The following is a 23,997-nucleotide window of genomic DNA, read 5'->3' on the forward strand; positions in this document are numbered from 1 at the left end:
CCGGCTATTGGGGCAGTGTCGCGTCGTACACCAAGGACGCGTAGCCCTCCAGGGTGTCTGCGCATTGAGCAAGCTGCGCTGAGGCTTCCGTCGCTTGCGGCAAATGAAGGACATCGCGCGACTTCAACTCCCTGTACCAGCGCCTCAAGCGCTCCAGGCTTTGTTCTTCTTCCTCCAGTTCAGCGAACGTGAACTTCTCCTGTGAAATCTCTTTGGCGATCTCAAGCTCGAACTTGGTGCAATCCGACGTGAACTCTTTCCATTCCTCCAGCCTGGCAGCTTGGAAAGCGCCGCGGAACGTATCCGCGCCTTTTCCACGGGGCGCAGCGTCCACCAAGGTCCAGGACCCATCCCCCTTCGCCACCAGCGCCTCGGTCCGGGCGAGGCCCTCATCGAAGGCCGGGTGGGCGGGAAGAACCCAGGTTCCGGGCGACAAGGGAACTGCCCCGATCCGCCGCAACTCCCGCCACACAGCCACCCTGTGCCGCGATGGCTGAGCAGGAACTTGAACGAGAATGAGCAACCAACGTTCATCAATCACACTCCTGAATGTAGCAGCTGTTACATTCAAGGAGTGAAAGCACCAGAGGCACTTCCGTCTTTCGATCCTGCCAGCCAGCGTTGGCCCCTCTACGCCGCAGGCTTTACCACCGCCTTCGGCGCCCATGCTGTTGCCGCGGGACTCGGGGCAGAAAGCGCCGACATCGGATTGAGCCTGCTGACTCTGGGGATCCTGCTGGCTTTGTACGACGTCGCGGAAGTGTTCCTCAAACCGGTGTTCGGCGCCCTCAGCGACCGCATCGGACCCAAACCGGTCATCGTAGGCGGGCTTGTGGCTTTCTCCGCCGCATCCGTGATTGGTCTTTGGGCGGACCAGCCCGCCATGCTGGCAGCCGCCCGCCTGGGTCAGGGGATGGCGGCTTCTGCCTTCTCACCGGCCTCCTCCGCCAGCGTTGCACGGCTTGCAGGCGGCCGGACGGGCCACTACTTTGGCCGCTACGGCTCATGGAAAGGACTCGGCTACGCGATCGGTCCGTTGCTGGGAGCCTTGGCCATCATCACCGGCGGTTTCAGCCTCCTGTTCGGGATCCTGGCCGCCCTGGGCTTGGGCGTGGCTGTCTGGGCCCTTGCTTCCATGCCCCGCCTGCAGCCGCTTCCCCGCCCCAGGTACACCATCGTCGATGTATGGCGACAAAGCACCGAGCGGTCATTCCTGAGACCAACCCTGGTGCTGGCCGCTGCCACGGGAGCACTGGGTGCCGCCGTCGGCTTTCTCCCTGCGCTGGCCGCACGGGAAGGGCTTGGAACGGCGGGCAGCGTTGCCGTAGTCACAGTGCTGGCCATAGCTTCGGCGCTGATACAGCCCCGCGTGGGCAGGCTGAGGGACCACGAAAGAATCGCCGACAGGCCTGGCATGGTGGCCGGCCTGCTGGCTATCTCGGTAGGCACCCTGATGGCCGGCTTATTGCCGGGAGCCGCTTGGATTTATTGCGCAGCAGTGCTCATCGGCGCAGGCATCGGCGTCTCCACGCCTCTCGCCTTCGCCCACCTGGCCGATGCGACGCCGGCCGAACGCCTCGGCAGGACCATGGGCTCAGCCGAGCTGGGTCGTGAACTTGGCGACGCCGGCGGGCCGCTGCTGGTGGGCGGCGTTGCCGTAGCGGCCGGGCTCCCCTGGGGACTGGGCGCTTTGGCCCTGGCGGTGGGAGCGGCTACGTTCGCCGCCCCGGGCGCCCGCACACCACAGGCCGCTGATGTTGCGCCGGTTCCGCCAAAGCACGGTTAGGCGTCGATGCGCTCCCGGTCCAGGGTGGCGGCACCGGCAATGATGAACTCCTTGCGCGGTGCAACGTCCGAGCCCATCAGAAGATCGAAGACTTCCTCGGCACGCTGGGCGCTTTCGATTCCCACCTTACGGAGGGTCCGGTGCCGCGGATCCATGGTGGTCTCGGCCAGTTGCTGTGCGTCCATCTCGCCCAGCCCTTTATAGCGCTGGATAGGCTCCTTGTAGCGTTTGCCTTCCTTGGCAAGGTTGGACAGGAGCACGTGAAGCTCGGCCTCCGAGTAGGTGTAGATCATCTCATTGGCCTTCTGGCCGGGGTTGATGACTTCCACGCGGTGCAGGGGCGGGACAGCTGCAAACACGCGGCCGGCTTCCACCATGGGCCGCATGTAACGGAAGAACAGGGTCAGCAACAGGGTTCGGATGTGCGCACCGTCAACGTCGGCATCGGTCATGAGGATGACCTTGCCGTACCGGGCAGCGTCGATATCAAAACTGCGGCCCGAGCCGGCGCCGACAACTTGGATCAACGCCGCGCACTCAGCGTTGGACAACATGTCTCCAACGGATGCTTTCTGGACGTTCAGGATCTTTCCGCGGATGGGCAGCAGGGCTTGGAAATCGGAGGAGCGGGCAAGCTTGGCGGTTCCGAGCGCGGAGTCGCCCTCTACGATGAACAGTTCCGAGCGCGCCACGTCATCAGTGCGGCAGTCTGCAAGCTTGGTGGGCATCGAGGACGTTTCCAGGGCGTTCTTGCGGCGCTGGGTTTCCTTGTGCACGCGCGCCGAGATGCGCGACTTCATCTCGGCAACCATCTTCTCCAGCAGGAGCGCGGACTGGGCTTTGTCATTGCGGTTGGCTGAGCCAAGCCTTGCGGTTATTTCCTTTTCAACCACCTTGGCCACAATGGCCCGGACCGCGGAGGTACCCAGGATTTCCTTGGTCTGCCCCTCGAACTGCGGCTCGGCAAGCCGGACAGTCAAGACGGCTGTCAGACCAGCGAGAATATCGTCCTTCTCAATCTTGTCGTTACCGGCTTTAAGCTTGCGGGCGTTCGTCTCCACCGCTTTGCGGAAAGTCTTCAGCAGGGCGGCTTCGAATCCCGACTGGTGCGTGCCGCCCTTGGGCGTAGCGATGATGTTGACGAAGCTGCGCATGGTGGTCTCGTACCCAATGCCCCACCGCAGCGCGATGTCCACCTCACAATCACGCTCGACTTCCGCGATCTTGCTGTGCCCGTTCTCATCGAGGACAGGGACGGTTTCCTTGAACTTTCCGGAACCATGAAGGCGCCATACGTCCGTCACACCCGAGTCTGCAGCGAGGAACTCAACGAACTCGGAGATGCCGCCGTCGTGGTGGAACACTTCCTCATGGACACCGGCCTCCCCCGGTGTTCCGGCCAGCTTGCGCTCGTCACGCACAGTGATTTTCAGGCCCGGAACAAGGAACGATGTTTGGCGCGCCCGTGCTGCCAGATCGTCATAGGAGAATTTGGCGTCAGGGGTGAAAATTTGCCGGTCTGCCCAATACCGCACGCGGGTTCCCGTCACACCACGCTTGGCTTTGCCCACTACATCCAGCACCGAGTTCTCAACAAACGGCTCGAAGGTTGCATTGGGGCCCGGCTTCGCCCCGGAGTCGATGAAGCGGCCGGGCTCGCCGCGGCGGAATGACATCTGGTAGGTCTTGCTGCCGCGGTCCACTTGGACATCGAGGCGGCTGGACAAGGCGTTCACCACAGAGGCGCCGACGCCATGCAATCCACCCGAGGCTGTGTAGGAACCGCCGCCGAACTTGCCGCCTGCGTGAAGTTTAGTGAAAACAACCTCGACGCCGGAGAGCCCGGTCTTGGGCTCTACGTCCACGGGAATACCGCGGCCGTCATCGTGGATTTCGACCGAATTATCGGCATGCAGGATGACTTTAATGTCATGTCCGAAGCCTGCCAGGGCCTCGTCCACGGCGTTGTCGATGATTTCCCACAAGCAGTGCATGAGGCCGCGGGAGTCCGTGGAGCCGATGTACATGCCCGGGCGTTTTCGGACGGCTTCCAGGCCCTCAAGGACGGACAGATGCCGGGCGTTGTATTCAGAACTCGGTGCCACTCGCGGTGTGCTCCTTCGGGGTATATCTCGGGGTGCTTCCCAACCGTGTTTTGGCTGGTAATTCAAGGCAAACACTGCCCGTACCAGCCTAGCCGGGGAAGGCATCAGACACGGTTTGCCACTCCAGCGCGGACGCAGCCTGCCCGGTTACGTTACGCACATGTGATACGCGGACAGCGAAAGTGACCCATCCTTGCCATGGATCTGCGTCGAATGCTGGTTATATGGATGTACAGAACTACTAAGGAGGCCGACATGACAACAGCAGTTGCAGACCGCACGCTGAACGCAGCTGACCGCTGTGACCGTTGCGGAGCCCAGGCGTACGTCCGCGTTGTACTCGAGTCCTCCGGCGGTGAGCTGCTCTTCTGCGGCCACCACGCACGTGCAGTTGAAGCTACGCTTCGGCCCATGACTTCTGACTGGCACGATGAGACCGAGCGCCTCAACGAGAAGGCTCCCGTCCCCGTCGACTAGGCAGTCCGGCTATCCGGAAACCCTTTTTGATCGTATAACAAGGCTCCTCCCCTTTCGGGAGGGGCCTTGTTGCGTTCAGTCTCTTGTGGTCAGTCGGCTGCGTTCAGCATGTTGCGCACAAGAAAAGCGGCCCAGCCGGAAAGTCCGACAGGGCCGCTTCATCACTGACTCTGGGTGTTTTTAGTCCAGGTAGTCGCGCAGGACCTGCGAGCGGGACGGGTGGCGCAGCTTGGACATGGTCTTGGATTCGATCTGGCGGATACGCTCACGCGTGACGCCGTAGACCTTGCCGATTTCGTCTAAAGTCTTCGGCTGGCCATCGGTCAGGCCGAAGCGCATTGCCACCACTCCGGCTTCACGCTCGGACAAGGTGTCCAAAACTGAATGCAACTGCTCCTGAAGCAGCGTAAAGCTAACGGCGTCGGCAGGAACAACGGCCTCCGAGTCCTCAATCAGGTCACCGAATTCCGAGTCACCGTCCTCGCCCAGCGGGGTGTGCAGCGAAATGGGCTCACGTCCGTACTTCTGAACTTCAACAACCTTCTCGGGCGTCATGTCCAGTTCGAGCGCCAGCTCCTCAGGCGTCGGTTCACGGCCGAGGTCCTGAAGCATTTGGCGCTGTACGCGGGCCAGCTTGTTGATGACTTCCACCATGTGCACCGGAATACGAATGGTGCGGGCCTGGTCTGCCATGGCACGGGTAATGGCCTGGCGGATCCACCATGTTGCGTAGGTGGAGAACTTGAAGCCCTTGGTGTAGTCGAACTTCTCCACAGCGCGGATAAGGCCCAGATTGCCTTCCTGAATCAGGTCGAGGAAGAGCATGCCGCGGCCGGTGTAGCGCTTGGCCAAGGAAACGACGAGGCGCAAGTTGGCTTCGAGCAGGTGGTTCTTGGCGCGCTTGCCGTCGTGGATGACGAATTCAAGTTCACGCTTGAGCTTGGGATCCATGGACCCGTCGTCAGCGTTGATCTTTTCCTCGGCAAAGAGGCCGGCCTCAATCCGAAGGGCGAGGTCGACTTCCTGCTCTGCGTTCAGCAGTGCAACCTTGCCGATCTGCTTCAGGTAGTCCTTGACGGGGTCTGCTGTAGCACCGGCCGACATGACCTGCTGGACAGGGGCGTCATCGTCGTCGGCATCCGAGTAGACGAATCCCGAACCGGACGGAGCTGCCTTGTCCTTGGTGGCCGTGGCGCCGTCCTCGACGTCATCTTCTCCGACTTCGACTTCCTCGGCAGCTGCGGGATCAAAGTCTTCATCCTCGCCGCTGGTCTCCTCAGAGTCGGACCCTGAGGACTTGTTCGCGGCTTCAGCGGCGGCCTTCGCGCCGGGCTTGGGTCCACGCTTCTTGGGTGCCGGCTTGTCAGAGTCGCCCTCTGAGGCCTTGTTGGCAGCACGGGTCGCGGCGCGCTTTGCCGATGTTGCCGCCTTCTTTTCCTCAGCGGACAGTTCGGCCTGGGCGGCGGGTTCCTTCTCGACGGAAGACGGAGTCACAGAAAACCTTTCTAGCGGCGGTCTGTGGAATCACCATACGGGCAACACCACTATGACCCTGTCAAGTCCGCGATCAACTTCAAATGCGATCGCCGTCTGCAGAGTCTCTATAGAGAACTCCCGACGACACTGTATTGTTCCCGATCAAGGGGCCAATTCAGGCATTCGAACGCGGACCCAACCGGGTCTCGGCATCCATTGTCTCACGGTTTTGCGAAACGCAAGCCTGATGAATTTCCAAACCGCCTATGCCACCGTGTCCTTGAACCCCCGCCACGCAGTGCCGGCGTTCCGTGCCCACGGGCAGATGGTCCCCTCGCCCAGGAGATCCATGAGCAGTTCGGCCAATCGGTACCCCGGTTGTGCGGCCACCGCCCGGCTGAGGCAGGCATGTGCAAAGGATCCATGCCCCTTGCACCAGGAAATCCAGCCTTGGAGGGTCAGCGCCGCTGCAGGTACAACACCGGATTCACCGTCCACACATAAACCGGCAAGAACTTTTTGCAGCGCATCGAGGGTGCTCCAGCGGGGCATGTCCGGTTGCATACCCAACAAAACATCGCCGTACGTGAAGACGTCCCTGGAGGAATTTCCTCCAGACGTGACGTTGTCGGCGGGAACAACCAAGCCCGGCACACCGAGTTCTTGTGGGTCGAAAGGCGTATCGCCGCTATCCTCAACAAGAAGTCCGAAGGCTGCGGCACCGGACTTGGCAGATTCCATGCCTGCTGCCGCCATCACAACCACGGCGTCCCGCCATGAAGGGACCCTGAGGGTGGTTCTGAGGAAACCCATGAGCTCTGCGTCAACCCCGGGCTGGAGTGGGTCATTTGCTTCGCACCTGCCGAGCACGTGGCACCACACCGCAAGGACCGCATCCAGAAAGCGCTCACTCCGCCACGAACTGAGGATCTGCTTCCCGTAGCGTGACTCCGCTGCCAGCACCAAAGGATCCAGCACCCCGGGACGTGCAAACTGCGGCTTTCCGGAAGCGCTCCTGGGCGATGGACCGATTGAGCTCCCCATATACACCAGTTCTGCGCTGAGCCTGCTGTTCTTGATGCGATCAACAGGCAGTCCCGGATCAGGGCAGCATTCCACATTCGTGCAGTAGGCGCTGCGCCAGTAGTCGGAGCCAACCAGCCACGCGTCCCGAACCGATAAGTCCACTTCATCAAGGCTGAGTTGAAGGGCCTCAAGCAGCGGCATTGCCTGCCGGGATACACTGCCGTCGGCCCATCCCGCGTCAGTGTAAACGGCAAGAACCACCCCATTGGCGTCCTCGTCTGCAACCAGGAAGTTGCGGATCTGGTCCGCGAAATATGAGCGGGCCTGGAGCGAACCAAGTTTCGGCAGATCCACGCGCAGCGTTGCGCCAAGGACTTTCCCTTGCATGGTGATGGCCACAAGACTGTCCTCGGGCCAGTAACCCAACATGTGGGGGATGTAGCCAAGAATGTCTTCGGGTTGGTGGATGCTGAGCGTTCTGTTGGAAGTCATGGTTCCACCCTGCTCAACTCCTCCCGGAGGAGACAGTGACCATCCTGCCTATGTGGAAAACCGGCCTCAGTAAAACAGCGCCGGAAGGAAAGCAGCGCCGGACTGTCCCTTACTGGTCGTCCGCAGAAACGGGCCGTGAAGCACGCCGCCGCTCAATCCTTTCCCGGCGCTGCCTGGCAAGGGCGGCCATCAGCGGCTGTACGTGGATTCCTTGGGAGGCCATCTGGCGGCGCACCTTCCGCCGCGTCGCCAGGATGAGCACCGTACCAAGGGCAAGGAGTACGAACTGGACACTGAGGGCGATTCGGAACGGTGCGAGCCCGTAAAGATCACCGTCGGAAAACCCGCTGGCATACAGGACGTCGAGGACCACGCCGATGAGGTAGATGGCGACGAGCGCCGCAATAAAACCGCCAACGTTGACGATGCCCGTTGCCGTACCGATCCGGTGCGAAGGGTTGAATGTCCTGGCGAAGTCGAATCCAATCATGGATCCGGGCCCACCCACGGCCAGCACCACCACCAAAATGGCCAGGAGCCACAGCGGCGCGCGCTCGGGAAGAACCAGCACTGCAGCCCAAGCCACGGCGGTCGCCAACGCAATCAGCAGGACCATGGCAGATCTTCGCATGGGATGCCTTGAGACGAACCGGCCAAACCCAGGGCCGGCAACAATGGCCGTGGCCACGAAGAGTGCCATGAGGCCGGAAACGGTACCTGCATCAAGTCCCTGCGCAGACAACAGGAAGGGATAGCCCCAGGTCATGGCGAAAAGGTTGCCGCTGAACTGCACGGTGAAGTGGCTCCAGAGCCCCAGCCGGGTTCCAGGCTGCTTCCATGCGCGGGACAGCGAGATGCCGGTAGCGCGGAGACCCTGGCCGGATTCCCGTGGCGGGTGCCCGGGTGGGGCGTCCCGTAGCACTGCGAGCACCAGGACCACCGCCAGCACGGACATGGCGGCCAGGGTGAGGAACGCGGGGGTCCATCCGGCGTTGTGAAGAAGCAGCGCAAACGGAACCACGCTGAAGAGCTGGCCGAGCTGGCCACACATGCCGGTCAGCTGTGTGACCAGCGGAACCTTGGCAGGTGCGAACCACAAGGGGACCAGGCGGATCACCGAAATGAAGGTCATCGCGTCGCCGGCTCCCACCAGGACCCGGCCCAGGACGCCACCGGGAACACTGTCCGCGAAAGCCAACTGGAGCTGCCCCAGCCCCATGAGCACGGCCCCGCCGGCCACCATGGCCCGCGAACCGAACCTGTCCACCAAGACGCCGACGGGAATCTGCAGCCCTGCGTAAACCAGGAGTTGAAGCACCGTGAAAAAGGAGATGGCAGCGGCACTGGCATGAAAACGCTCAGTGGCTTCCAGCCCTGCGACACCAAAAGAGGTTCGCTGCGCAACCGCCACGAGGTAGGCGAACACGCCGATCGTCCAGATGAGCCAGGCGCGGGGAGCATTCACCCCACAATTATGCCTGTCAGCAACTCAAAGCTGATTTATTGAGGCGAGTCTTTACGGGCCAAGTACGCCTCGACGGCTGCGCCAATGTCCTCGGCATTGGGCAGTTCATCATTTTCGTCGGCCAGCAGCGAGCGGCGGACAATGCCCTCGGATTTCTCGTCGTAGCGCGTCTCAAGATTGGTCACTACTGCCTGCACTTCTTCGGAAGCTTCGATCTGCTCGGCGATCTGGCGGCCCACTTCACGGCCGGCTTCCCGGAGCCTGTCCGTCGGCAGCATGAGGGATGTTGCCGCCCCCAGGTATTCCAAACCGGCGACCGCGGCCGGCGGGTACTCAGCTTCGGAAAGGTAATGCGGGACGTGGATAACGTAGCCGGCTACGTTGCGCTCCGCTTCGGTGAGCCGGAGTTCCAGGATGTGTCCAATGGCGGCAGGAACATCCACGGTGGGCTTCCAACTCGATATTCCCTCAATGAGGTCCGGCATGTTGCCGTGGACCGTCACCCCGACAGGCCGCGTGTGCGGAACGGGCATGGGGATGGAATGGATCCAGGTCACCAGGTTGACGTCGAGTTCTTCCACGATTCCGACGACGGCACGCGAGAAGCGCTCCCACTGCAGGTCGGGCTCGAAGCCGGCAAGCAACAGGAAAGGTTGGCCGAGACCGTCGTTCAGCTTGTACAGCCCGAGCTTTGGCGCCTGGTAGTCCTGCAGATGGTCCTCCACAAAGCTGATGTGGGGCCTCCTGGAACGGTAGTCGATGAGTTGGTCGGCATCGAACATGGCCACCACCTCGGCGCCCAGTTCGTCCAACAGTTCCGCGTTGATCTGCCGGACCACGTGACCGGCATCGGCAAAGCCCGTGAATCCCATGACCATGTTCAACCCGCGAAGCTCGGGGCTGTGGAAGGTCTCGATGTTTCGCGCGTACAGCGATTCGGGGTCCAGGAGGGAGCCGGATATCCGTTCAAACACGGCGTGTTCCTTTCGCAATGACAAAGTTCGGGGAGGTTCCGGTACCCAGCACATGACACCCGGCGACATAACATCGCTGGGCACTTGCTTGGCGGCGGGACTCTATTAATCCATACAACGCTGGGCGGCCAAGGGGCATTCCTGCCCCTGATGTGCCGCAGCTCTCATTTAATTGCCGTCCGCAGCGTTCTAGAGACTACGATCGAAACGGGCCGGCGCCCTTTTGCGACGCTGGACCTGAAGACCAAGGCCGCCGTCGCAAGAAGACGTCGGGGGCGTACCGGGGCAGGCCGCCAAACATGCGGCCCCGCCATGCAATGCAGAGAGAAGTGAGGACACATCCTCGTGGTCAAGACTACTGACATCATCCTGGGCATCATCGCCAAGGACCTGAAAAAGTCCCCCAGCGACGCGCTGGTGATTGGCGTCGCGCAAGGCGCGGACGGGCCGGTATTGCTTTCCAACCCGCTGAGCGCGAAGGCCGCCGAATCCCTTGCGGGTTCCTTGCAGCTTTTAGGGATCACCGGCGCAGCCGACCAGGCGCACCGCCTTCCGGGCCTTCCGGAAACAGGCTCCGGGATTCTTGTTCTTGCCGGCGTCGGGAAGCTGTCCGATGACGGCAGCCTCAGCGAAGAAGCGCTGCGGCGTGCGGCGGGATCCGCTGTGCGCCAGCTTGCCGGTACCTCTTCGGTCACCTTGGCCCTTCCGACGGCGACCCTCGCCGATGTCGCAGCCGTCGCCGAAGGAGCCGCCCTGGGCGCGTACTCCTACACAGAGCACCGTTCCAGCAAGGATGGACTGAAGGCACCAGTAGCCAAGGCCCTGATTTTCTCGGATGTCGAAGCCAAGTCTGCCCAACCGGCACTTGATCGGGCGATTGTCCTCGCTCGTGCCGTGAACACCACCCGCACCCTGGTCAACCAGCCGCCGAGCCACCTTTATCCCGAGTCGTTCGCCGAGTCCGCCAAGGAACTCGCCAAGGGCCTTCCGGTCAAAATCACGGTCTGGGATGAAAAGCGCCTGGAAAAGGAAGGCTTCGGAGGTATTCTCGGCGTCGGCAAGGGGTCCACCCGCCAACCGCGCCTCGTCAAGGTGGAATACGCCCCCGCCAAGGCCACAAAGAAGATTGCACTCGTGGGCAAGGGCATCACTTTCGACACCGGCGGCATTTCCATTAAGCCGGCCCTCGGCATGGGCGACATGAAGAGCGACATGGCGGGTGCCGCCGTCGTACTTAACACGGTCCTGGCCATCGCCTCCCTTGGCCTGCCCCTGAAAGCAACTGCCTGGCTCTGCATCGCGGAGAACATGCCCTCCGGTGCCGCAGCGCGGCCTGCTGACGTATTCACCATTTACGGCGGCAAGACTGTTGAGGTTCTGAACACGGACGCTGAGGGGCGTTTGGTGATGGCCGACGGCATCGTTGCTGCCAGCTTGGAGAAGCCGGACGCCATCATTGACGTCGCAACCCTGACCGGCGCGCAGCTCATCGCCCTCGGGTTGCGCACTGCCGGCGTCATGGGATCCGATTCCGTCACGGCAGCGCTGAAGTCGGCGGCCGACAGGGCGGGCGAACTGGTGTGGCCGATGCCGCTCCCCGAAGAACTCCGGCCCAGCCTGGACTCGCAGGTTGCGGACCTCGCCAACATCGGTGAGCGCAACGGCGGCATGATGACCGCAGCTGTCTTCCTTCGTGAATTCGTGGGCAAGAACGACGACGGCCAGCAGATCCCGTGGGCCCACGTTGATATCGCCGGCCCGTCGTTCAACAACGGCGCCCCGTATGGTTACACGCCCAAGCAGGGAACCGGATGCACCGTCCGCACCCTGGTTGCCTACGCTGAGGATCTCTTGGCGGTCTCCGCCTAGCACCGCTCCCCCATGCCCTTCCGGGTTGCGCAGGCCCCTTGCCGGTTCCTCGGCGGCGGCCGGCGCAACCCCGGAATTATGCGGGGTGTAGCGCTGTGTCACAAGGGAACGTGAGTCTCGACACAAGCGCTCCACAAACGCCTGCAGAGGGTGGAGCATGGGTAGGTGGTTCGCTAAGGTGAACTCGATAGTCACAAATGCAAGAGAACTTAGGTGCTGGCATAATCACGGCAGAACAAGTTCCAAAGACCAGATGGCACGCAGTCCCGTGTCATCATTCACGCGAGGGAGCGTTTTAGTGGCCGATCAGGCAACTGCGCAAGAATTCGACATCCTGGTACTCGGTGGCGGCAGCGGCGGCTACGCCACTGCCCTGCGGGCCGTACAGCTTGGGTTCACCGTTGGCCTTGTGGAAAAGGCAAAGCTCGGCGGAACCTGCCTGCACAACGGTTGTATCCCCACCAAGGCACTCCTGCACTCGGCCGAACTGGCCGACCACGCACGGGATTCCGCCAAGTACGGCGTGAATGTCACGCTCGACAGCATCGACATGTCGGCCGTGAACGCGTACAAGGACGGCATCATCGCCGGTAAGTTCAAGGGCCTCCAAGGACTGATCAAGTCCAAGGGCATCACCGTCATCGAGGGTGAAGGCAAGCTTCAGGGCAACAACACTGTCGTCGTGAACGGCACCTCCTATACTGGCAAGAACATCGTCCTGGCCACGGGTTCGTACTCCCGTTCACTTCCCGGCTTGGAAATCGGCGGCAAGGTCATCACCTCGGACCAAGCCCTCACCATGGACTACATCCCCAAGAGCGCCATCGTCCTGGGCGGCGGCGTCATCGGCGTCGAGTTCGCGTCCGTCTGGAAGTCCTTCGGCGTGGACGTCACCATCATTGAGGGCCTCCCCTCCTTGGTTCCCAACGAGGACGCCTCGATCGTCAAGAACCTTGAGCGTGCCTTCAAGAAGCGCGGCATCAAGTTCACCACCGGCATCTTCTTCCAGGGCGTTGAGCAGAACGACGACGGCGTCAAGGTCACCTTGGTTGATGGCCAGACGTTCGAAGCCGACCTCCTGCTCGTAGCCGTTGGCCGCGGTCCGGTGACCGCCAACCTTGGCTACGAAGAAGCAGGCATCACCATCGACCGTGGCTTCGTCATCACCAACGAACGCCTCCACACCGGCGTTGGCAACATCTACGCCGTCGGCGACATCGTCCCCGGCGTCCAGCTCGCGCACCGCGGCTACCAGCAGGGCATCTTCGTCGCCGAGGAAATCGCCGGCCTGAACCCGGCAATCGTCGAGGACATCAACATCCCCAAGGTCACCTACTGCGAACCTGAAATCGCCACGGTGGGCTACACAGAAAAAGCCGCCAAGGAGAAGTTCGGCGACGACCAGGTGCAGACCCAGGAATACAACCTTGCCGGCAACGGCAAGAGCTCAATCCTCGGCACCGGTGGCATCGTCAAGCTCGTACGCCAGAAGGATGGCCCCGTGGTTGGCATCCACATGATCGGCTCCCGCATGGGCGAGCAGATCGGTGAAGCCCAGCTGATCGTGAACTGGGAAGCCTACCCGGAGGACGTGGCCCAGCTGGTCCACGCCCACCCCACCCAGAACGAAAGCCTGGGCGAAGCCCACCTTGCCCTCGCGGGCAAGGCACTCCACGGCTAAGTCTTACCAAGACCCAACGGATCGGGTGCATGCGGCGGAATATGCCGCATGCACCCGATCCGGACCAGCAGAATTCATCCGCACAAAGATCAATAAGGAGAACGGGGACGACATGTCTGAATCCGTTAACTTGCCCGCCCTCGGTGAGAGTGTCACCGAAGGAACCGTCACCCGCTGGCTCAAGCAGGTTGGTGACCGGGTAGAGATCGACGAGCCGTTGCTCGAGGTTTCAACCGACAAAGTAGACACCGAAATCCCTTCTCCGATCTCAGGCGTCATCGAAGAAATCCTCGTCGCTGAAGACGAGACGGCCGAAGTGGGCGCCCCCTTGGTCCGCATCGGCGACGGCTCCGGTTCAGCTGCTCCGGCAGCTGAGGCCGCACCGGCTGAGGAAGCCCCTGCAGAGCAGGCTGCACCGGCCGAGGAAGCTCCTGCCGCCCCCGCCGCTGAAGAAGCACCAGCAGCTGAAGCCCCCGCCGCTTCGGGTGAAGGCCACGAAGTGACCCTCCCGGCATTGGGCGAGAGCGTCACCGAAGGTACTGTCACCCGCTGGCTCAAGGCCGTTGGCGACACCGTGGAGGTCGACGAACCGCTCCTCGAGGTCTCCACCGACAAGGTAGACACCGAAATTCCTTCCCCGGTTGCCGGCACCCTGCAGGAAATCCGTGTCAGCGAGGACGAGACAGCAGAGGTTGGCTCCGTCCTGGCCGTCATCGGTTCCGGCGCAGCTGCGCCTGCATCTGCTCCCGCTCCGGCTGCACCTGCGGCTGAGGCACCGGCCGCTCCCGCTGCTGCACCCGCCCCGGCTGCTGCTCCGGCTGCTCCGGCTGCTGCACCCGCCCCGGCCGCTCCGGCAGCCGCGCCTGCTCCCGCCGCAGCTCCGGCTGCTCCCGCGGCTGAAGGTTCTTCGGAATCCGGCTACGTCACTCCCCTGGTCCGTAAGCTTGCCAACCAGCACGGCGTGGACATCGCTTCGGTCTCCGGCACCGGCGTCGGTGGCCGCATCCGTAAGCAGGATGTTCTGGCTGCTGCGGAAGCAAAGCAGGCAGCCGCAGCCCCCGCTGCAGCTGCTCCGGCCGCAGCACCGGCAGCCAAGGCCGCTGCCCCCGTGGTCGCATCCTCCTTGCGTGGCACCACTGAGAAGGCCCCGCGTATCCGTCAGGTCATTGCCCGCCGCATGCGCGAGTCCCTTGAGGTCTCCACTCAGCTGACACAGGTGCACGAGGTCGACATGACCAAGATCGCCAAGCTCCGCCTCAAGGCCAAGAACTCGTTCCAGGCCCAGAACGGCGTCAAGCTGACCTTCCTGCCGTTCATCGCCAAGGCTGTGGCCGAGGCCCTGAAGCAGCACCCCAAGCTGAACGCTGCTTACGACGAGTCGAAGCAGGAAATCACCTACCACAACGCCGAACACCTGGCGATCGCCGTCGACACTGACAAGGGCCTACTGGTTCCCGTCATTTCCGACGCCGGCAACCTGAACCTCGCCGGCCTGGCCGGCAAGATCGCCGATGTCGCAGGCCGTACCCGCGATGGCAAGATCGGCCCGGACGAACTGTCCGGTGGCACGTTCAGCATCACCAACATCGGCTCCGTTGGTGCACTGTTTGATACCCCGATCATCAACCAGCCGCAGGTAGGCATTCTCGGAACCGGTGCGATCGTCAAGCGCGCCGTCGTGGTTGCCGACGAAAACGGTGACGACTCGATCGCCATCCGCTCCATGATGTACCTGTCCCTCACGTACGACCACCGCCTGGTGGACGGTGCTGATGCCGGACGCTTCCTGCAGACCCTCAAGGCCCGCCTTGAAGAAGGCGCTTTCGAAGCAGACCTCGGTCTCTAAGACCCTGCATCAATAAGCAGCACTGACTGCAGTATCAAAAGGCAGGTTACCGGGAATCCGGTAACCTGCCTTTCTGTTTCCAAGCACCTGACAGCATCAGCGTGGCTTTGCTACGGGACGTAGAACCAACTGGATAAGCTTGGGCCATGAGTATTCTCTTCAACATCCTGGTGTTCTTGCACATCGTCGGCGCAGCCATGATTGTGGGTTACTGGATCGCCACCCTCAAGGCGCCGACGGTCCACCCACGTCAGCGCGATGGCGCCTTCCTGCAGCTCCTCACAGGCATCGCCATGATGGGTGTATTCCCCTTGCTGCCTGACGCCGATCCCAACTACTTCAAGCTCGGCGTCAAGTTCGCCATTGGTGTGGCCGTAGCAGTTCTCGCAGTTATCGGCTCCCGCAAGGTGAAGAACGGCGAACCGGTGTCTACCGGCCTGGCCCACGGAGTGGGCGGCCTGGCATTGATCAACATCGCCATCGCCACCCTCTGGAACTAATCCGGGGCCCTATCCCAGGTAGCTCCTTAGGTACCGGCGGCCGTCCTGTTCTGCCTGAAGGCAGTGCGGGACGGCCGCTGACTTTAACGGACTGATGTTCTCCGACGCTGTCTTTAGGCGACTACTCCTGGGCTATGCAAAATTCGTTGCCCTCGGGATCCTGCATGACGTCCCAGTGGAAATCTCCGATGTCGTGCGCCTCCACGAAAGTAGCCCCCAACGTCTCAGCTTTGCGCCGCAGCGCTGAGGGATCTGCGTCGTGAAGGTCCAGGTGCAGGCGACGTCGCCCTTCGGTGGGTGTAGAGACTTGTTGGAATGCCAGTTGCGGCAGGCCCGGTTCAGCCGGCCGAAGCCAGATGTAACCTTCATGTTCCGCTGCTACGGGCATGTCCAGCAGCTCCGACCAGAAAGCTGACAGGCGGGCAGCGTCGGCGGCGTTAACCATGATGGACGCGATTCTGGGTCCCCGGTTGCGCCCGGCAGGTGCGAGTTTTTCGGTATCCATTTCGCCAGTCTAGGGGTCACAATCCACTGTCAGCGGAATGGCCGTGCGGTCCGGCAGGCAAATCCCTAGGATTGATCCCGGTGGCACCTGCCGAAGGCTGGTTGCCGACTCACAACGACCCCAAGGAGTGGACATGGCAGCAACACGCACCGCACACACGGTTTGGAACGGCAACCTGATTGAAGGCGCCGGCAACACAACGCTGGACAGCTCAGGACTGGGCACGTTCGATGTCACTTGGAAGGCACGGACCGAACAGTCCGGCGGCAAAACCAGCCCGGAAGAACTGATCGCCGCTGCCCACTCCGCTTGCTTCTCCATGGCCTTCAGCCACGCCCTTGCCGGCGAAGGATTCACCGCTGAGGAAGTGCAGACCAAGGCTGACGTTACCTTCGTTCCGGGCACAGGCATCACCGGCAGCCACCTGACCATGACCGCGAAGGTTCCGGGCCTCTCCGAAGAGGACTTCCGCCGTATTTCCGAGGACGCAAAGACCGGCTGCCCCGTTTCCGGCGCTCTGGCCAGCATCGAGATCACCTTGGATGCCACCCTCGCGGTGTAGCACCGAACAGCACCACCCGTAAGCCCGGAAGAGCCCCGTCACTCCCCCTCAGGGAAGTGGCGGGGCTCTTCTGCGCCTGGTTCTTGTCAGCTCTTTTGGGGGCGCGAGGGCAGTGGTGCCGGCCGGACCTTTCGGTAGCCTTCACGCAACGGAGGACGGTCAGTGGGCAGCTCCTGGATCATTTCCTTGAGTGCACCAATTCCGTACTCCAGTTGCGGATCGGTCCCGGCGGCGTACGCGTGCGGCGGGAACAGTACTTCGATGTCAGGCTCCACGCCCCGGTTTTCAACGTCCCAGCCGATTCCGCCACTGAACCAGGTTGCGTATCGGGGCTGGGTGACACCAGTGCCATCGGCAAGCGCGAAGCGGTTGTCGATGCCCACAACGCCACCCCACGTCCGCGTACCGATGACGGGGCCGATGCCCCTGAGCTTGGACACCTGGGTGATGATGTCGCCGTCGGATCCGGCGAATTCATCGGCGAGGATGATCACGGGTCCGCGAGGTGCGTGGTGCGGGTATGTCCGCGGCTTTTCACCACGCGGCATGCTCCAGCCTGTGACCTTGCGCCCGATCAGTTCAGCAACCAACTGGGAGGTGTGTCCTCCACGGTTGCGCCGCACGTCCACAATCAGGCCGTCCAATGCGGTCTCAGTATCGAGGTCGCGGTGGAGCTGCGCCCAGCCGTTGGCCATCATGTCCGGGACGTGCAGGTAGCCGAACTTGCCGTCCGATGCCTCACGGACGGTGCGTCGGTTAGCCCGGACCCAGTCCTGGTACCGCAACCGCTCCTCGTCACGGACGGGAACTACGGCAACCCGTCGTTGCTCGCCAGCCGCTTGACCGTGGCCATCACCGTTCAAGAGCGTCAGCTCCACGGTCCTGCCCGCTGAACCCACCAGCTGCATCGCCGGCGTCAGGACCGCGGAAAGCTCGACGCCGTCGATCGCCAGGAGGACGTCACCCACCCTTGCGTCCGCGCCGGGCCGCGTCAATGGTGAAGTAGCCAGGGGGTCGGAGGACTCTCCTGCGAGGATCCGGGTGATTTCCCAGCCCTTGGTGCCGAGCTGGAACTCGGCACCAAGCCGGCCCTGACCGTTTCGTCCGGGCTCGGTGACAGCGGCCGGTTTCACATAGGCATGGGATGTTCCCAGTTCCCCGTGGATCTCCCACAACAGGTCAACCAAGTCATCGTGGGAACCGAGCCTGTCCACGATGGGACGGTAGCGTTTGTACACGGAATCCCAATCCTGGCCTGCCATGTCGGCAGTCCAGAAGAAGTCCCGCTGCAGCCTCCAGGCCTCCTCGAAAGCCTGTCCCCAGGCAGCCACGGGGTCAAGGATGACCCGGACCCTGTTGAGCTCCACCTTCACAAGGTCGGCCGAGTCCTCTTCCACCTTGTTGTCAGCAGGGACAGACGTGATCTGCTTATCGAGGACGTAGATGATGCGGCTGAGGTCACCCGACAAGCGGTAGCTGTCCACTGCCTTGACGAGCGTGGCCTGCTTGCGCTTGGCGAGGTCGTAACGGACCAAGGAAGGCGCCGTCTTCTTGTCCTGGAGGGTGCCCCGCCCATCGCCCGTGACGCCCGAAAGTTCAGTATCGAGCCACAACAGCGCACCATCACCAACGGCCAGGTCAGAGTAGTTACCCTGTTGTACCGGGACGGCAATAACCCTATGGGCAAGCCCCTCCGCATCAACGCGCACGGCAGGCGCGTCACCGTCGTCGGACTTTGTCGTGGCGGGTGATGCGTCCTCGAGCGTGTCTATGGAAGGGCCAAACGGCGAGGGCGTGTCCGCTGCCAAGGCAACCATGTACGGCTTAATGGGGCTCGGGAAGGATAGGTCGAAGGAATGACCGTCGTACACGGGGTCAAAGCTCCTGTTGGACAGGAACGCCAGGAATTTTCCGTCCGGGGTGAACCTTGGAGACTCGTCGCAGAAGCGGCCGTCCGTGACATCGATGATGCCCGCGTCAGGCTCTGCCGGGCGGGCGATCCGGAGCTTGCTCCGTGAACCGAAGGACGTCACCGGCTCGGACCAGGCAAGCCACTGCGAGTCGCTGGACCAGGAGAGTTTGTCGATGCTGCCTTCGCCGACGCTGACAAGCCGCGTCAGTTTACCGGCGGCGGTGTCGGCAAGGAAGACATCGCCGAAGGACGTGCCCACAGCCAACCAGCGACCATCCGGGCTGGCTTCCAAAGCACTCGTCCGGGTAGGTGCAGGGAAATCCAGTCGGAGATCTGCGGAGTCTTCCGCCGACGTGGGGGCTGTGTTCTCCGTCGTGCCACCTACCGTATCTGCGGATGGCTCGGCCGTGACCGGCTCACCGGACTGGGCTCGAGCCGGTTCGTCGGAAGCCTGCCTGATATTGGGCCCTGCCTGCGCGGAAGCTGCTCCCTGTCCCAGGACGTTCGACGCCGAGACCGGTTTGGGGAGCGGAGCCGCTTCCTCGGCCGAAGCCGTCGGTTCAACAACAACTTTGGGAACCTCCACCGCGGCAGAAAGGCGCGCGGCGATGCGCTTGATGTACAGCGCCTCCACTCCCCCGTGATCGGCGACGTAAGCTATCCGGCCGTCAGTGAGCGGTCGAGGCAGGCGGGCGCGGACGCCGGCTGTCGCCTCAACCACCCGTGAGGGACCGTCCTTGTGCCGGAGCCAGTGGATGGTGCCGTGCGATTCCACTGCGCTGGCAGTGCCAGTGACATTGGGGAAGACGTCCCCCAAATGGGTGGAGGTCTTGAGCGGTGCGGGGCGGCGGCCGGGTGACGCCGAGCCGAGAGTGACATTCAACTTGACGGGCTCGGCGTCTGCGTCCAACGACGCGATGAGCCACAACTCGCCTGCCGATTCAAAGACGACACGTGTACCGTCGGTGCTGGCATGCCGGACGTAGAAGTCCTCGTGGTCCGTGTGCCGGCGCAGTCCGGAACCATCCGGAAGCACCGAATAAAGGTTTCCGTAGCCCTCGTGGTCCGACAGGAAGGCGATCCGCCCCTGGATCCACAGTGGGTCGGTCAGGTTTCCGTCCACTTCCGGCAACAGTCGCTCGAACTCGCCGTTGCCGTCGGCATCGATCCACAGCTTCCCGGCAGTGCCGCCACGGTAGCGCTTCCACCAGGCGGGCTCACGTGAGAGAACACTTGCCAGGACCACAGGTTTCTCATCACCGATCTCCGGACCAAAGGCGACTGCCTCCACCGGGCCGAACGGAAGTTCGACGGCGGCACCGCCGTCCAGCGGGAGGCTGTACGCGTGCGTGTGACGGCTTTCGGCCTGTTGGAAGGCGCTCGTCACCACCACGTTTCCTGCCGGTGTGAAGCCCTTGACCTTGGTGGTGCTGTGCCCGAAGTAACTCAGCTGCCTGTACCCGCCGCCGTCGACGTCCGCCGTGACCACCTCAGGTGACGTGCCCACCACGGTGGTCCACACCAGCCCCTTACCGTCCGGAGTGAACCGTGGGTTCCTTGCCGGCAGTTGCTGCGAGGAAACCCGCCAAGCGCGGCCTCCTGAAAGGGGGGCGATCCAGATGTCGTCTTCGGCCACGAAAGTGACCAGATCGCCGTGCACATGCGGGAAACGGAGGTAGCTGGAGGAGGTCATTGTTCGATCATAGTCAAGAGGCACGTGTCAGTAGCGGCATCCACTGTCGTTTCCACCACAAGCGTTCGCCATGGTGAGATGGGTCATGAGAATTGTGATGTCCGGAGCTTCGGGAATGATCGGGACGGCCCTGTCCGAGCGATTGGCCGCAGACGGCAATGAGGTCATCCGGCTGGTACGGCGGCCGGCCAGGACAGCTCTTGAACGGATGTGGGACCCAACCAAAGGTGAACTCGACGAGGCTGTCCTGGATGGCGCCGATGCCGTGGTGAACCTTTCGGGTGCCGGCATCGGGGACCGCCCCTGGACAAAACGCCGGATTCGGGTCCTCAAGGAATCCCGCCTCCAGCCCACCCAGACCCTGACCGCTGCCATGCAACGCCTCAGCAAACCGCCCGCTGTCTTCATCAGCCAATCCGCCTCCGGCTACTACGGGGCGTCACGCGATGGAGTTCTCCGGGAGGACTCCGGCAACGGCGGCGGCGTGCTTGGCCGCCTGACCGATGAATGGGAGCGCACGGCCAGGACCGCACCCACGGGGGTGAGGGTGGTGACGCCCAGGACAGGCGTGGTGCTCAGCACCTCCGGTGGCGCGCTGGGCCCATTGCTTCCCTTGTTGAAGCTCGGGCTGGGAGGACCCTTTGGGAACGGACGCCAGTACTGGCCATGGATCACCCTGGCCGATGAAGCCGGAGCCCTCGCGCACCTCCTCACAGCAGACATTGAAGGTCCGGTAAATGTCTGCGCCCCGGAAAGCGCAGATGTGAACACGATTGTCGCGGGCCTCGCCAAGGCTTTCCACAAGCCGGCCTTCTGCCGTGTTCCCCGCCCTGCCCTGCGACTGGTCCTGGGCGGGTTGGCGGACGAACTCGTCATGGCCAACCAGCGAATGGAGCCCGCACGGTTGCAGGAATCCGGCTTCCAATGGCTGCACCCCTCCCTCCGCGACGCCATGGCGTGGCTCAGCTCGGAAAAGGCCCACTAAACACGTCCTCAGCTGGCGCAGCAGGTTCCCACACCCTGCGCAGGGCAGCCCCTTCCGTTGCATCTCAGCCTGCGGAAACGGCGCCAAGAATTCCGGAAATCCACCAGCGCCCCTCCGAACGAACCAGGTCCAGCCGGAGTTGCTGCGGCTTTCCCGCACCCTCGGTCCTGACAACTGCCCCTGATGCCAGACGTTCCTCGTAGCCGGACGTGGCGGCTGTAACCGCTACCAGCACATGATCTGGCTGCGGAGGTCCTTCAACGGTCAGAGCCGTCAACGTTGTACGGAGTCCTGCAAACGCTGTACCAGCACCCCGAAGATAATCACTAAGCTGCTTGTCCGTCGCTTCGGCCGGCGAACCAGGCGCATTGACCGAGTCCAAAAGGTCGAGGCGCCGCTCCCCCAAGGCCATGTCACGCACGGCTGACAATGCGGGCACTGCAACCAAGGGATCCGCTGATCGGAGCGTTTCAGAAAGTGCATCAGGAAGGTCCTTTATCTTCTGAGCGTCCTCGAGGTCCCGCAGTTCCGCTTCCTGACCGGGGTCGGCCACGCCGGTCTCCATCGCCGCTTGGTGCGCCATCGCCGTCGTCGGGCGGTCCTGCTGCCAAAGAATCCACGACGCAGCGCCGATGAGCGCGCCCACCACTGCCAAGGCAACCAAGCGGATGCCAAGGCTGCCGCCTGGGCCGCCCCTAAGCCTGTCCTGCCGGGGACTGTCGTGCCGGCGACGCGGACGGCCTGACCTTCGGAGCACAGGTCTCCGCCTCACCTGCAGCAATCTCCGCCACCTCGTCAACCAAAGGATTGTCTGGCGTGGCGAACGCCCCAACGTCTCACGCCGGGTGAGCAATTCAGGAATCACCGACGAATGAACTGCACCGGACAAGTCAAGGGCCTCGGGGGCAGCACTTCTGAAGATCGCCGTGCCAAGTTCCCTAGCCGTCGGACGATTCCGGGGATCGGGGTCCAAGGCCGCCTCCAAAGCTGCGGCAAGGGCCTTGGGTACTTCCGGGACCAGAAGTGACAACGGTGGGCGATCCTGTTCCTGTTCCGGAGCTGCCCCCGTCAGGCAGTACCAACCGACTGCTCCAAGCGAATAGACGTCACGATGCGGTTGGAGGCTTTCGCGGGAAGTACTGCCGTCCTTGGATTCGTCAGCCGCAGGGTCCATGAATCCGGGCGTTCCGACTCCCGGGTTTTGTGGCTTGTCGCCCACCTGGGCAGCGATGCCAAGGTCCGCGAGCAGTGGCATCCCAACGGCTGTGAACAAAACATTGCCGGGCGACACGTCTCCGTGCTCCGTGCCGTTGACATGCAGGTACTCCAACGCCTGGGCGATGGGGGTCAAGATGGTCACTGTTTCCCCGATGCTGAGCTTCCCCCTCGCGGATACCAGGTTGGCCAGTGAGCCACCCGCGGCATAGTCCATCACAATCCCCTGTGTTCCCTCGGCCATGCCACCCACGTGGAGGACTTCGTGGACACGGATGAGGTGCTTGTGCTGAAGATCGGAGAGGAGCCTCATCTCGCGGGAAAGGTCTTCAAGAACTTGGGCCGTTGCCCGATCACCAGCCGCACCGGGCTTGGCGCATTTGACCGCAAACCGCGCCCCGTCCATATCCCTTGTGGCAAGCCAAACGGTGGAACTACTGCCCTGGCCCAATGGGCGGGACATCGTGTAGCCCGGAATGTGAGGAGCCACGGTGGCCGTTGTTTCCAAAGTTTCCAGAGTTTCCATAAACAAGGTGTACCGGAATGCCTGATTTTCCGCAGAAGTTATCCACAGGCGCTGACTCGAACCATTCCCCGCCCCCCCATAGCCCAAGATGCGACTGAGAGCTTCACCACAAAACCATGGCCAGTCTCCCGCTGGGTCTAAGCTTGAAACCATGACTCTTGAGTTTTCACAACTGGGTCTTGCCCCGGATTTTGTCGATTACATGCAGGGCTGGGACCTGCAGCGCGACATCCACAACAAAGTTGTTGCGGGCGAGAAGAACAGCACCGTCTTGATCCTTGAGCACGCCGCCGTCTACACGGCCGGCAAACTCACGGAGGACCACGAGCGCCCCTTTGACGGCACACCCGTTGTTCCCGTGGATCGCGGCGGGAAATTAACGTGGCACGGCCCAGGTCAGCTCATTGCCTATCCGATCCTCAAACTCAAGAACCGTGCCGGTATCCGCGACTACGTGGAACGGCTTGAAGCCATCATGATTGCCGTCATGCAGGACTACGGCATTAAGGCCGTCACCGTGAAAGGCCGGGCCGGAGTCTGGATTCTTGCAGATGACAAGGGACCCGACCGCAAGATTGCCGCGATCGGCATTCGCGTTCTGGACGGCGTCACCATGCACGGCGTGGCCATCAACTGCAGCAATGACCTAGCGCCCTATGCGCAGATCATCGCCTGTGGCATCACCGACGCCAGCGTCACCACCATGTCGCTGGAAACCGGCCGGACCATCAACCCCGCCGACATCGTTGACCGCTTCGTTGAAGAATTCAGCAAGCATGAAGAAGCACTCGTTTCCACACCCGAAGGAGCACTCCAGTGACCTTGGCACCTGAAGGCCGTAAGTTGCTGCGCGTTGAGCAGCGTAACTCGGCGGTCCCGGTTGAACGTAAGCCCGAGTGGAT

Annotated in this window: 18 protein-coding genes; 9 read left to right on the forward strand and 9 right to left on the reverse strand. The window is 62.5% G+C overall.

Features of this window, described 5'->3' with window-relative positions; all coding sequences use genetic code 11:
- Positions 1–4: 4 nt before the first annotated feature.
- Positions 5–541: a Chromate resistance protein ChrB gene (locus tag AC1RJY_RS19085; RefSeq protein WP_011774469.1), complete on the reverse strand. Its 537-nt coding sequence runs from the start codon at positions 539–541 to the stop codon at positions 5–7.
- A 33-nt stretch (positions 542–574) separates the two neighbouring features.
- Between AC1RJY_RS19085 and AC1RJY_RS19090 the strand changes: the two genes are divergently transcribed.
- Positions 575–1,786, forward strand: coding sequence for an MFS transporter (locus AC1RJY_RS19090; protein WP_498603012.1), 1,212 nt, complete (start codon positions 575–577; stop codon positions 1,784–1,786).
- On the opposite strand, the gene AC1RJY_RS19095 is transcribed toward AC1RJY_RS19090, so the two are convergent.
- The gene (locus tag AC1RJY_RS19095; RefSeq protein ID WP_210064199.1) at positions 1,783–3,891 is read right to left on the reverse strand and encodes a DNA gyrase/topoisomerase IV subunit B; all 2,109 of its coding nucleotides are present in this window, start codon (positions 3,889–3,891) and stop codon (positions 1,783–1,785) included. The genes AC1RJY_RS19090 and AC1RJY_RS19095 overlap by 4 nt on opposite strands.
- Before the next feature lie 255 nt (positions 3,892–4,146).
- Here AC1RJY_RS19095 and AC1RJY_RS19100 point away from each other — a divergent pair, with 255 nt between their 5' ends.
- Complete coding sequence (locus AC1RJY_RS19100) at positions 4,147–4,368, forward strand: DUF7455 domain-containing protein (protein WP_018778705.1); 222 nt, start codon at positions 4,147–4,149, stop codon at positions 4,366–4,368.
- A 180-nt stretch (positions 4,369–4,548) separates the two neighbouring features.
- On the opposite strand, the gene AC1RJY_RS19105 is transcribed toward AC1RJY_RS19100, so the two are convergent.
- The 4 genes from AC1RJY_RS19105 to AC1RJY_RS19120 all read right to left on the reverse strand — a co-directional run bounded on the left by AC1RJY_RS19105 (position 4,549) and on the right by AC1RJY_RS19120 (position 9,801).
- Positions 4,549–5,862 carry an RNA polymerase sigma factor gene (locus AC1RJY_RS19105; RefSeq protein WP_011774465.1) on the reverse strand — a complete coding sequence of 438 codons (1,314 nt, stop codon included), beginning with the start codon at positions 5,860–5,862 and terminating at the stop codon, positions 4,549–4,551.
- A 246-nt stretch (positions 5,863–6,108) separates the two neighbouring features.
- Complete coding sequence (locus tag AC1RJY_RS19110; protein ID WP_498603013.1) at positions 6,109–7,362, reverse strand: DUF4192 domain-containing protein; 1,254 nt, start codon at positions 7,360–7,362, stop codon at positions 6,109–6,111.
- A 109-nt stretch (positions 7,363–7,471) separates the two neighbouring features.
- Positions 7,472–8,827 (reverse strand): MFS transporter, encoded by a 1,356-nt coding sequence (locus AC1RJY_RS19115; protein ID WP_498603014.1) that lies wholly within the window; start codon positions 8,825–8,827, stop codon positions 7,472–7,474.
- Positions 8,828–8,862: 35 nt separating this feature from the next.
- On the reverse strand, positions 8,863–9,801 hold the full coding sequence (locus AC1RJY_RS19120) for a proteasome assembly chaperone family protein (protein ID WP_043470029.1): 939 nt from the start codon (positions 9,799–9,801) through the stop codon (positions 8,863–8,865).
- A gap of 345 nt (positions 9,802–10,146) precedes the next feature.
- Here AC1RJY_RS19120 and AC1RJY_RS19125 point away from each other — a divergent pair, with 345 nt between their 5' ends.
- The 4 genes from AC1RJY_RS19125 to AC1RJY_RS19140 all read left to right on the forward strand — a co-directional run bounded on the left by AC1RJY_RS19125 (position 10,147) and on the right by AC1RJY_RS19140 (position 15,697).
- On the forward strand, positions 10,147–11,670 hold the full coding sequence (locus AC1RJY_RS19125; protein ID WP_014921387.1) for a leucyl aminopeptidase: 1,524 nt from the start codon (positions 10,147–10,149) through the stop codon (positions 11,668–11,670).
- A 298-nt stretch (positions 11,671–11,968) separates the two neighbouring features.
- Complete coding sequence (gene lpdA, locus AC1RJY_RS19130; protein WP_026005508.1) at positions 11,969–13,351, forward strand: dihydrolipoyl dehydrogenase; 1,383 nt, start codon at positions 11,969–11,971, stop codon at positions 13,349–13,351.
- 112 nt (positions 13,352–13,463) lie between these two features.
- Entirely contained in the window at positions 13,464–15,197 is a 1,734-nt protein-coding gene (sucB, locus tag AC1RJY_RS19135; protein ID WP_014921386.1) for a 2-oxoglutarate dehydrogenase, E2 component, dihydrolipoamide succinyltransferase, read from the forward strand.
- A gap of 146 nt (positions 15,198–15,343) precedes the next feature.
- On the forward strand, positions 15,344–15,697 hold the full coding sequence (locus tag AC1RJY_RS19140) for a hypothetical protein (RefSeq protein WP_011774458.1): 354 nt from the start codon (positions 15,344–15,346) through the stop codon (positions 15,695–15,697).
- 121 nt (positions 15,698–15,818) lie between these two features.
- Here the strand turns inward: AC1RJY_RS19140 and AC1RJY_RS19145 are convergent, their stop codons facing one another.
- Positions 15,819–16,202 (reverse strand): VOC family protein, encoded by a 384-nt coding sequence (locus AC1RJY_RS19145; RefSeq protein WP_011774457.1) that lies wholly within the window; start codon positions 16,200–16,202, stop codon positions 15,819–15,821.
- Positions 16,203–16,335: 133 nt separating this feature from the next.
- Between AC1RJY_RS19145 and AC1RJY_RS19150 the strand changes: the two genes are divergently transcribed.
- On the forward strand, positions 16,336–16,764 hold the full coding sequence (locus AC1RJY_RS19150) for an OsmC family protein (RefSeq protein WP_419199743.1): 429 nt from the start codon (positions 16,336–16,338) through the stop codon (positions 16,762–16,764).
- Positions 16,765–16,850: 86 nt separating this feature from the next.
- Here AC1RJY_RS19150 and AC1RJY_RS19155 read toward each other — a convergent pair whose 3' ends face one another.
- Positions 16,851–20,369, reverse strand: a complete 3,519-nt coding sequence (locus AC1RJY_RS19155; protein ID WP_498603015.1) for a S41 family peptidase — start codon at positions 20,367–20,369, stop codon at positions 16,851–16,853.
- 85 nt (positions 20,370–20,454) lie between these two features.
- On the opposite strand from AC1RJY_RS19155, the gene AC1RJY_RS19160 reads away from it, so the two are divergent.
- A complete protein-coding gene (locus AC1RJY_RS19160) occupies positions 20,455–21,354 on the forward strand; it encodes a TIGR01777 family oxidoreductase (RefSeq protein ID WP_014921383.1) in 900 nt (299 codons plus the stop codon).
- Positions 21,355–21,418: 64 nt separating this feature from the next.
- Here AC1RJY_RS19160 and AC1RJY_RS19165 read toward each other — a convergent pair whose 3' ends face one another.
- A complete protein-coding gene (locus tag AC1RJY_RS19165) occupies positions 21,419–23,095 on the reverse strand; it encodes a serine/threonine-protein kinase (RefSeq protein WP_498603016.1) in 1,677 nt (558 codons plus the stop codon).
- Positions 23,096–23,183: 88 nt separating this feature from the next.
- Here AC1RJY_RS19165 and lipB point away from each other — a divergent pair, with 88 nt between their 5' ends.
- A complete protein-coding gene (lipB, locus tag AC1RJY_RS19170) occupies positions 23,184–23,915 on the forward strand; it encodes a lipoyl(octanoyl) transferase LipB (protein WP_498603017.1) in 732 nt (243 codons plus the stop codon).
- The last annotated feature ends 82 nt before the right edge of the window (positions 23,916–23,997 follow it).

The sequence above is a fragment of the Arthrobacter sp. GW822-FHT05G07 genome, assembly GCF_058799755.1.

What these genes read in the sequence shown, in the direction of transcription:
- AC1RJY_RS19165 (WP_498603016.1), bottom strand. Translation starts at nt 23,095, where the DNA reads ATGGAAACTCTGGAAACTTTGGAAACAACGGCCACCGTGGCTCCTCAC.
- AC1RJY_RS19110 (WP_498603013.1), bottom strand. Translation starts at nt 7,362, where the DNA reads ATGACTTCCAACAGAACGCTCAGCATCCACCAACCCGAAGACATTCTT.
- AC1RJY_RS19150 (WP_419199743.1), top strand. Translation starts at nt 16,336, where the DNA reads ATGGCAGCAACACGCACCGCACACACGGTTTGGAACGGCAACCTGATT.
- AC1RJY_RS19145 (WP_011774457.1), bottom strand. Translation starts at nt 16,202, where the DNA reads ATGGATACCGAAAAACTCGCACCTGCCGGGCGCAACCGGGGACCCAGA.
- AC1RJY_RS19100 (WP_018778705.1), top strand. Translation starts at nt 4,147, where the DNA reads ATGACAACAGCAGTTGCAGACCGCACGCTGAACGCAGCTGACCGCTGT.
- sucB (WP_014921386.1), top strand. Translation starts at nt 13,464, where the DNA reads ATGTCTGAATCCGTTAACTTGCCCGCCCTCGGTGAGAGTGTCACCGAA.
- AC1RJY_RS19155 (WP_498603015.1), bottom strand. Translation starts at nt 20,369, where the DNA reads ATGACCTCCTCCAGCTACCTCCGTTTCCCGCATGTGCACGGCGATCTG.
- AC1RJY_RS19140 (WP_011774458.1), top strand. Translation starts at nt 15,344, where the DNA reads ATGAGTATTCTCTTCAACATCCTGGTGTTCTTGCACATCGTCGGCGCA.
- AC1RJY_RS19160 (WP_014921383.1), top strand. Translation starts at nt 20,455, where the DNA reads ATGAGAATTGTGATGTCCGGAGCTTCGGGAATGATCGGGACGGCCCTG.
- lipB (WP_498603017.1), top strand. Translation starts at nt 23,184, where the DNA reads ATGCGACTGAGAGCTTCACCACAAAACCATGGCCAGTCTCCCGCTGGG.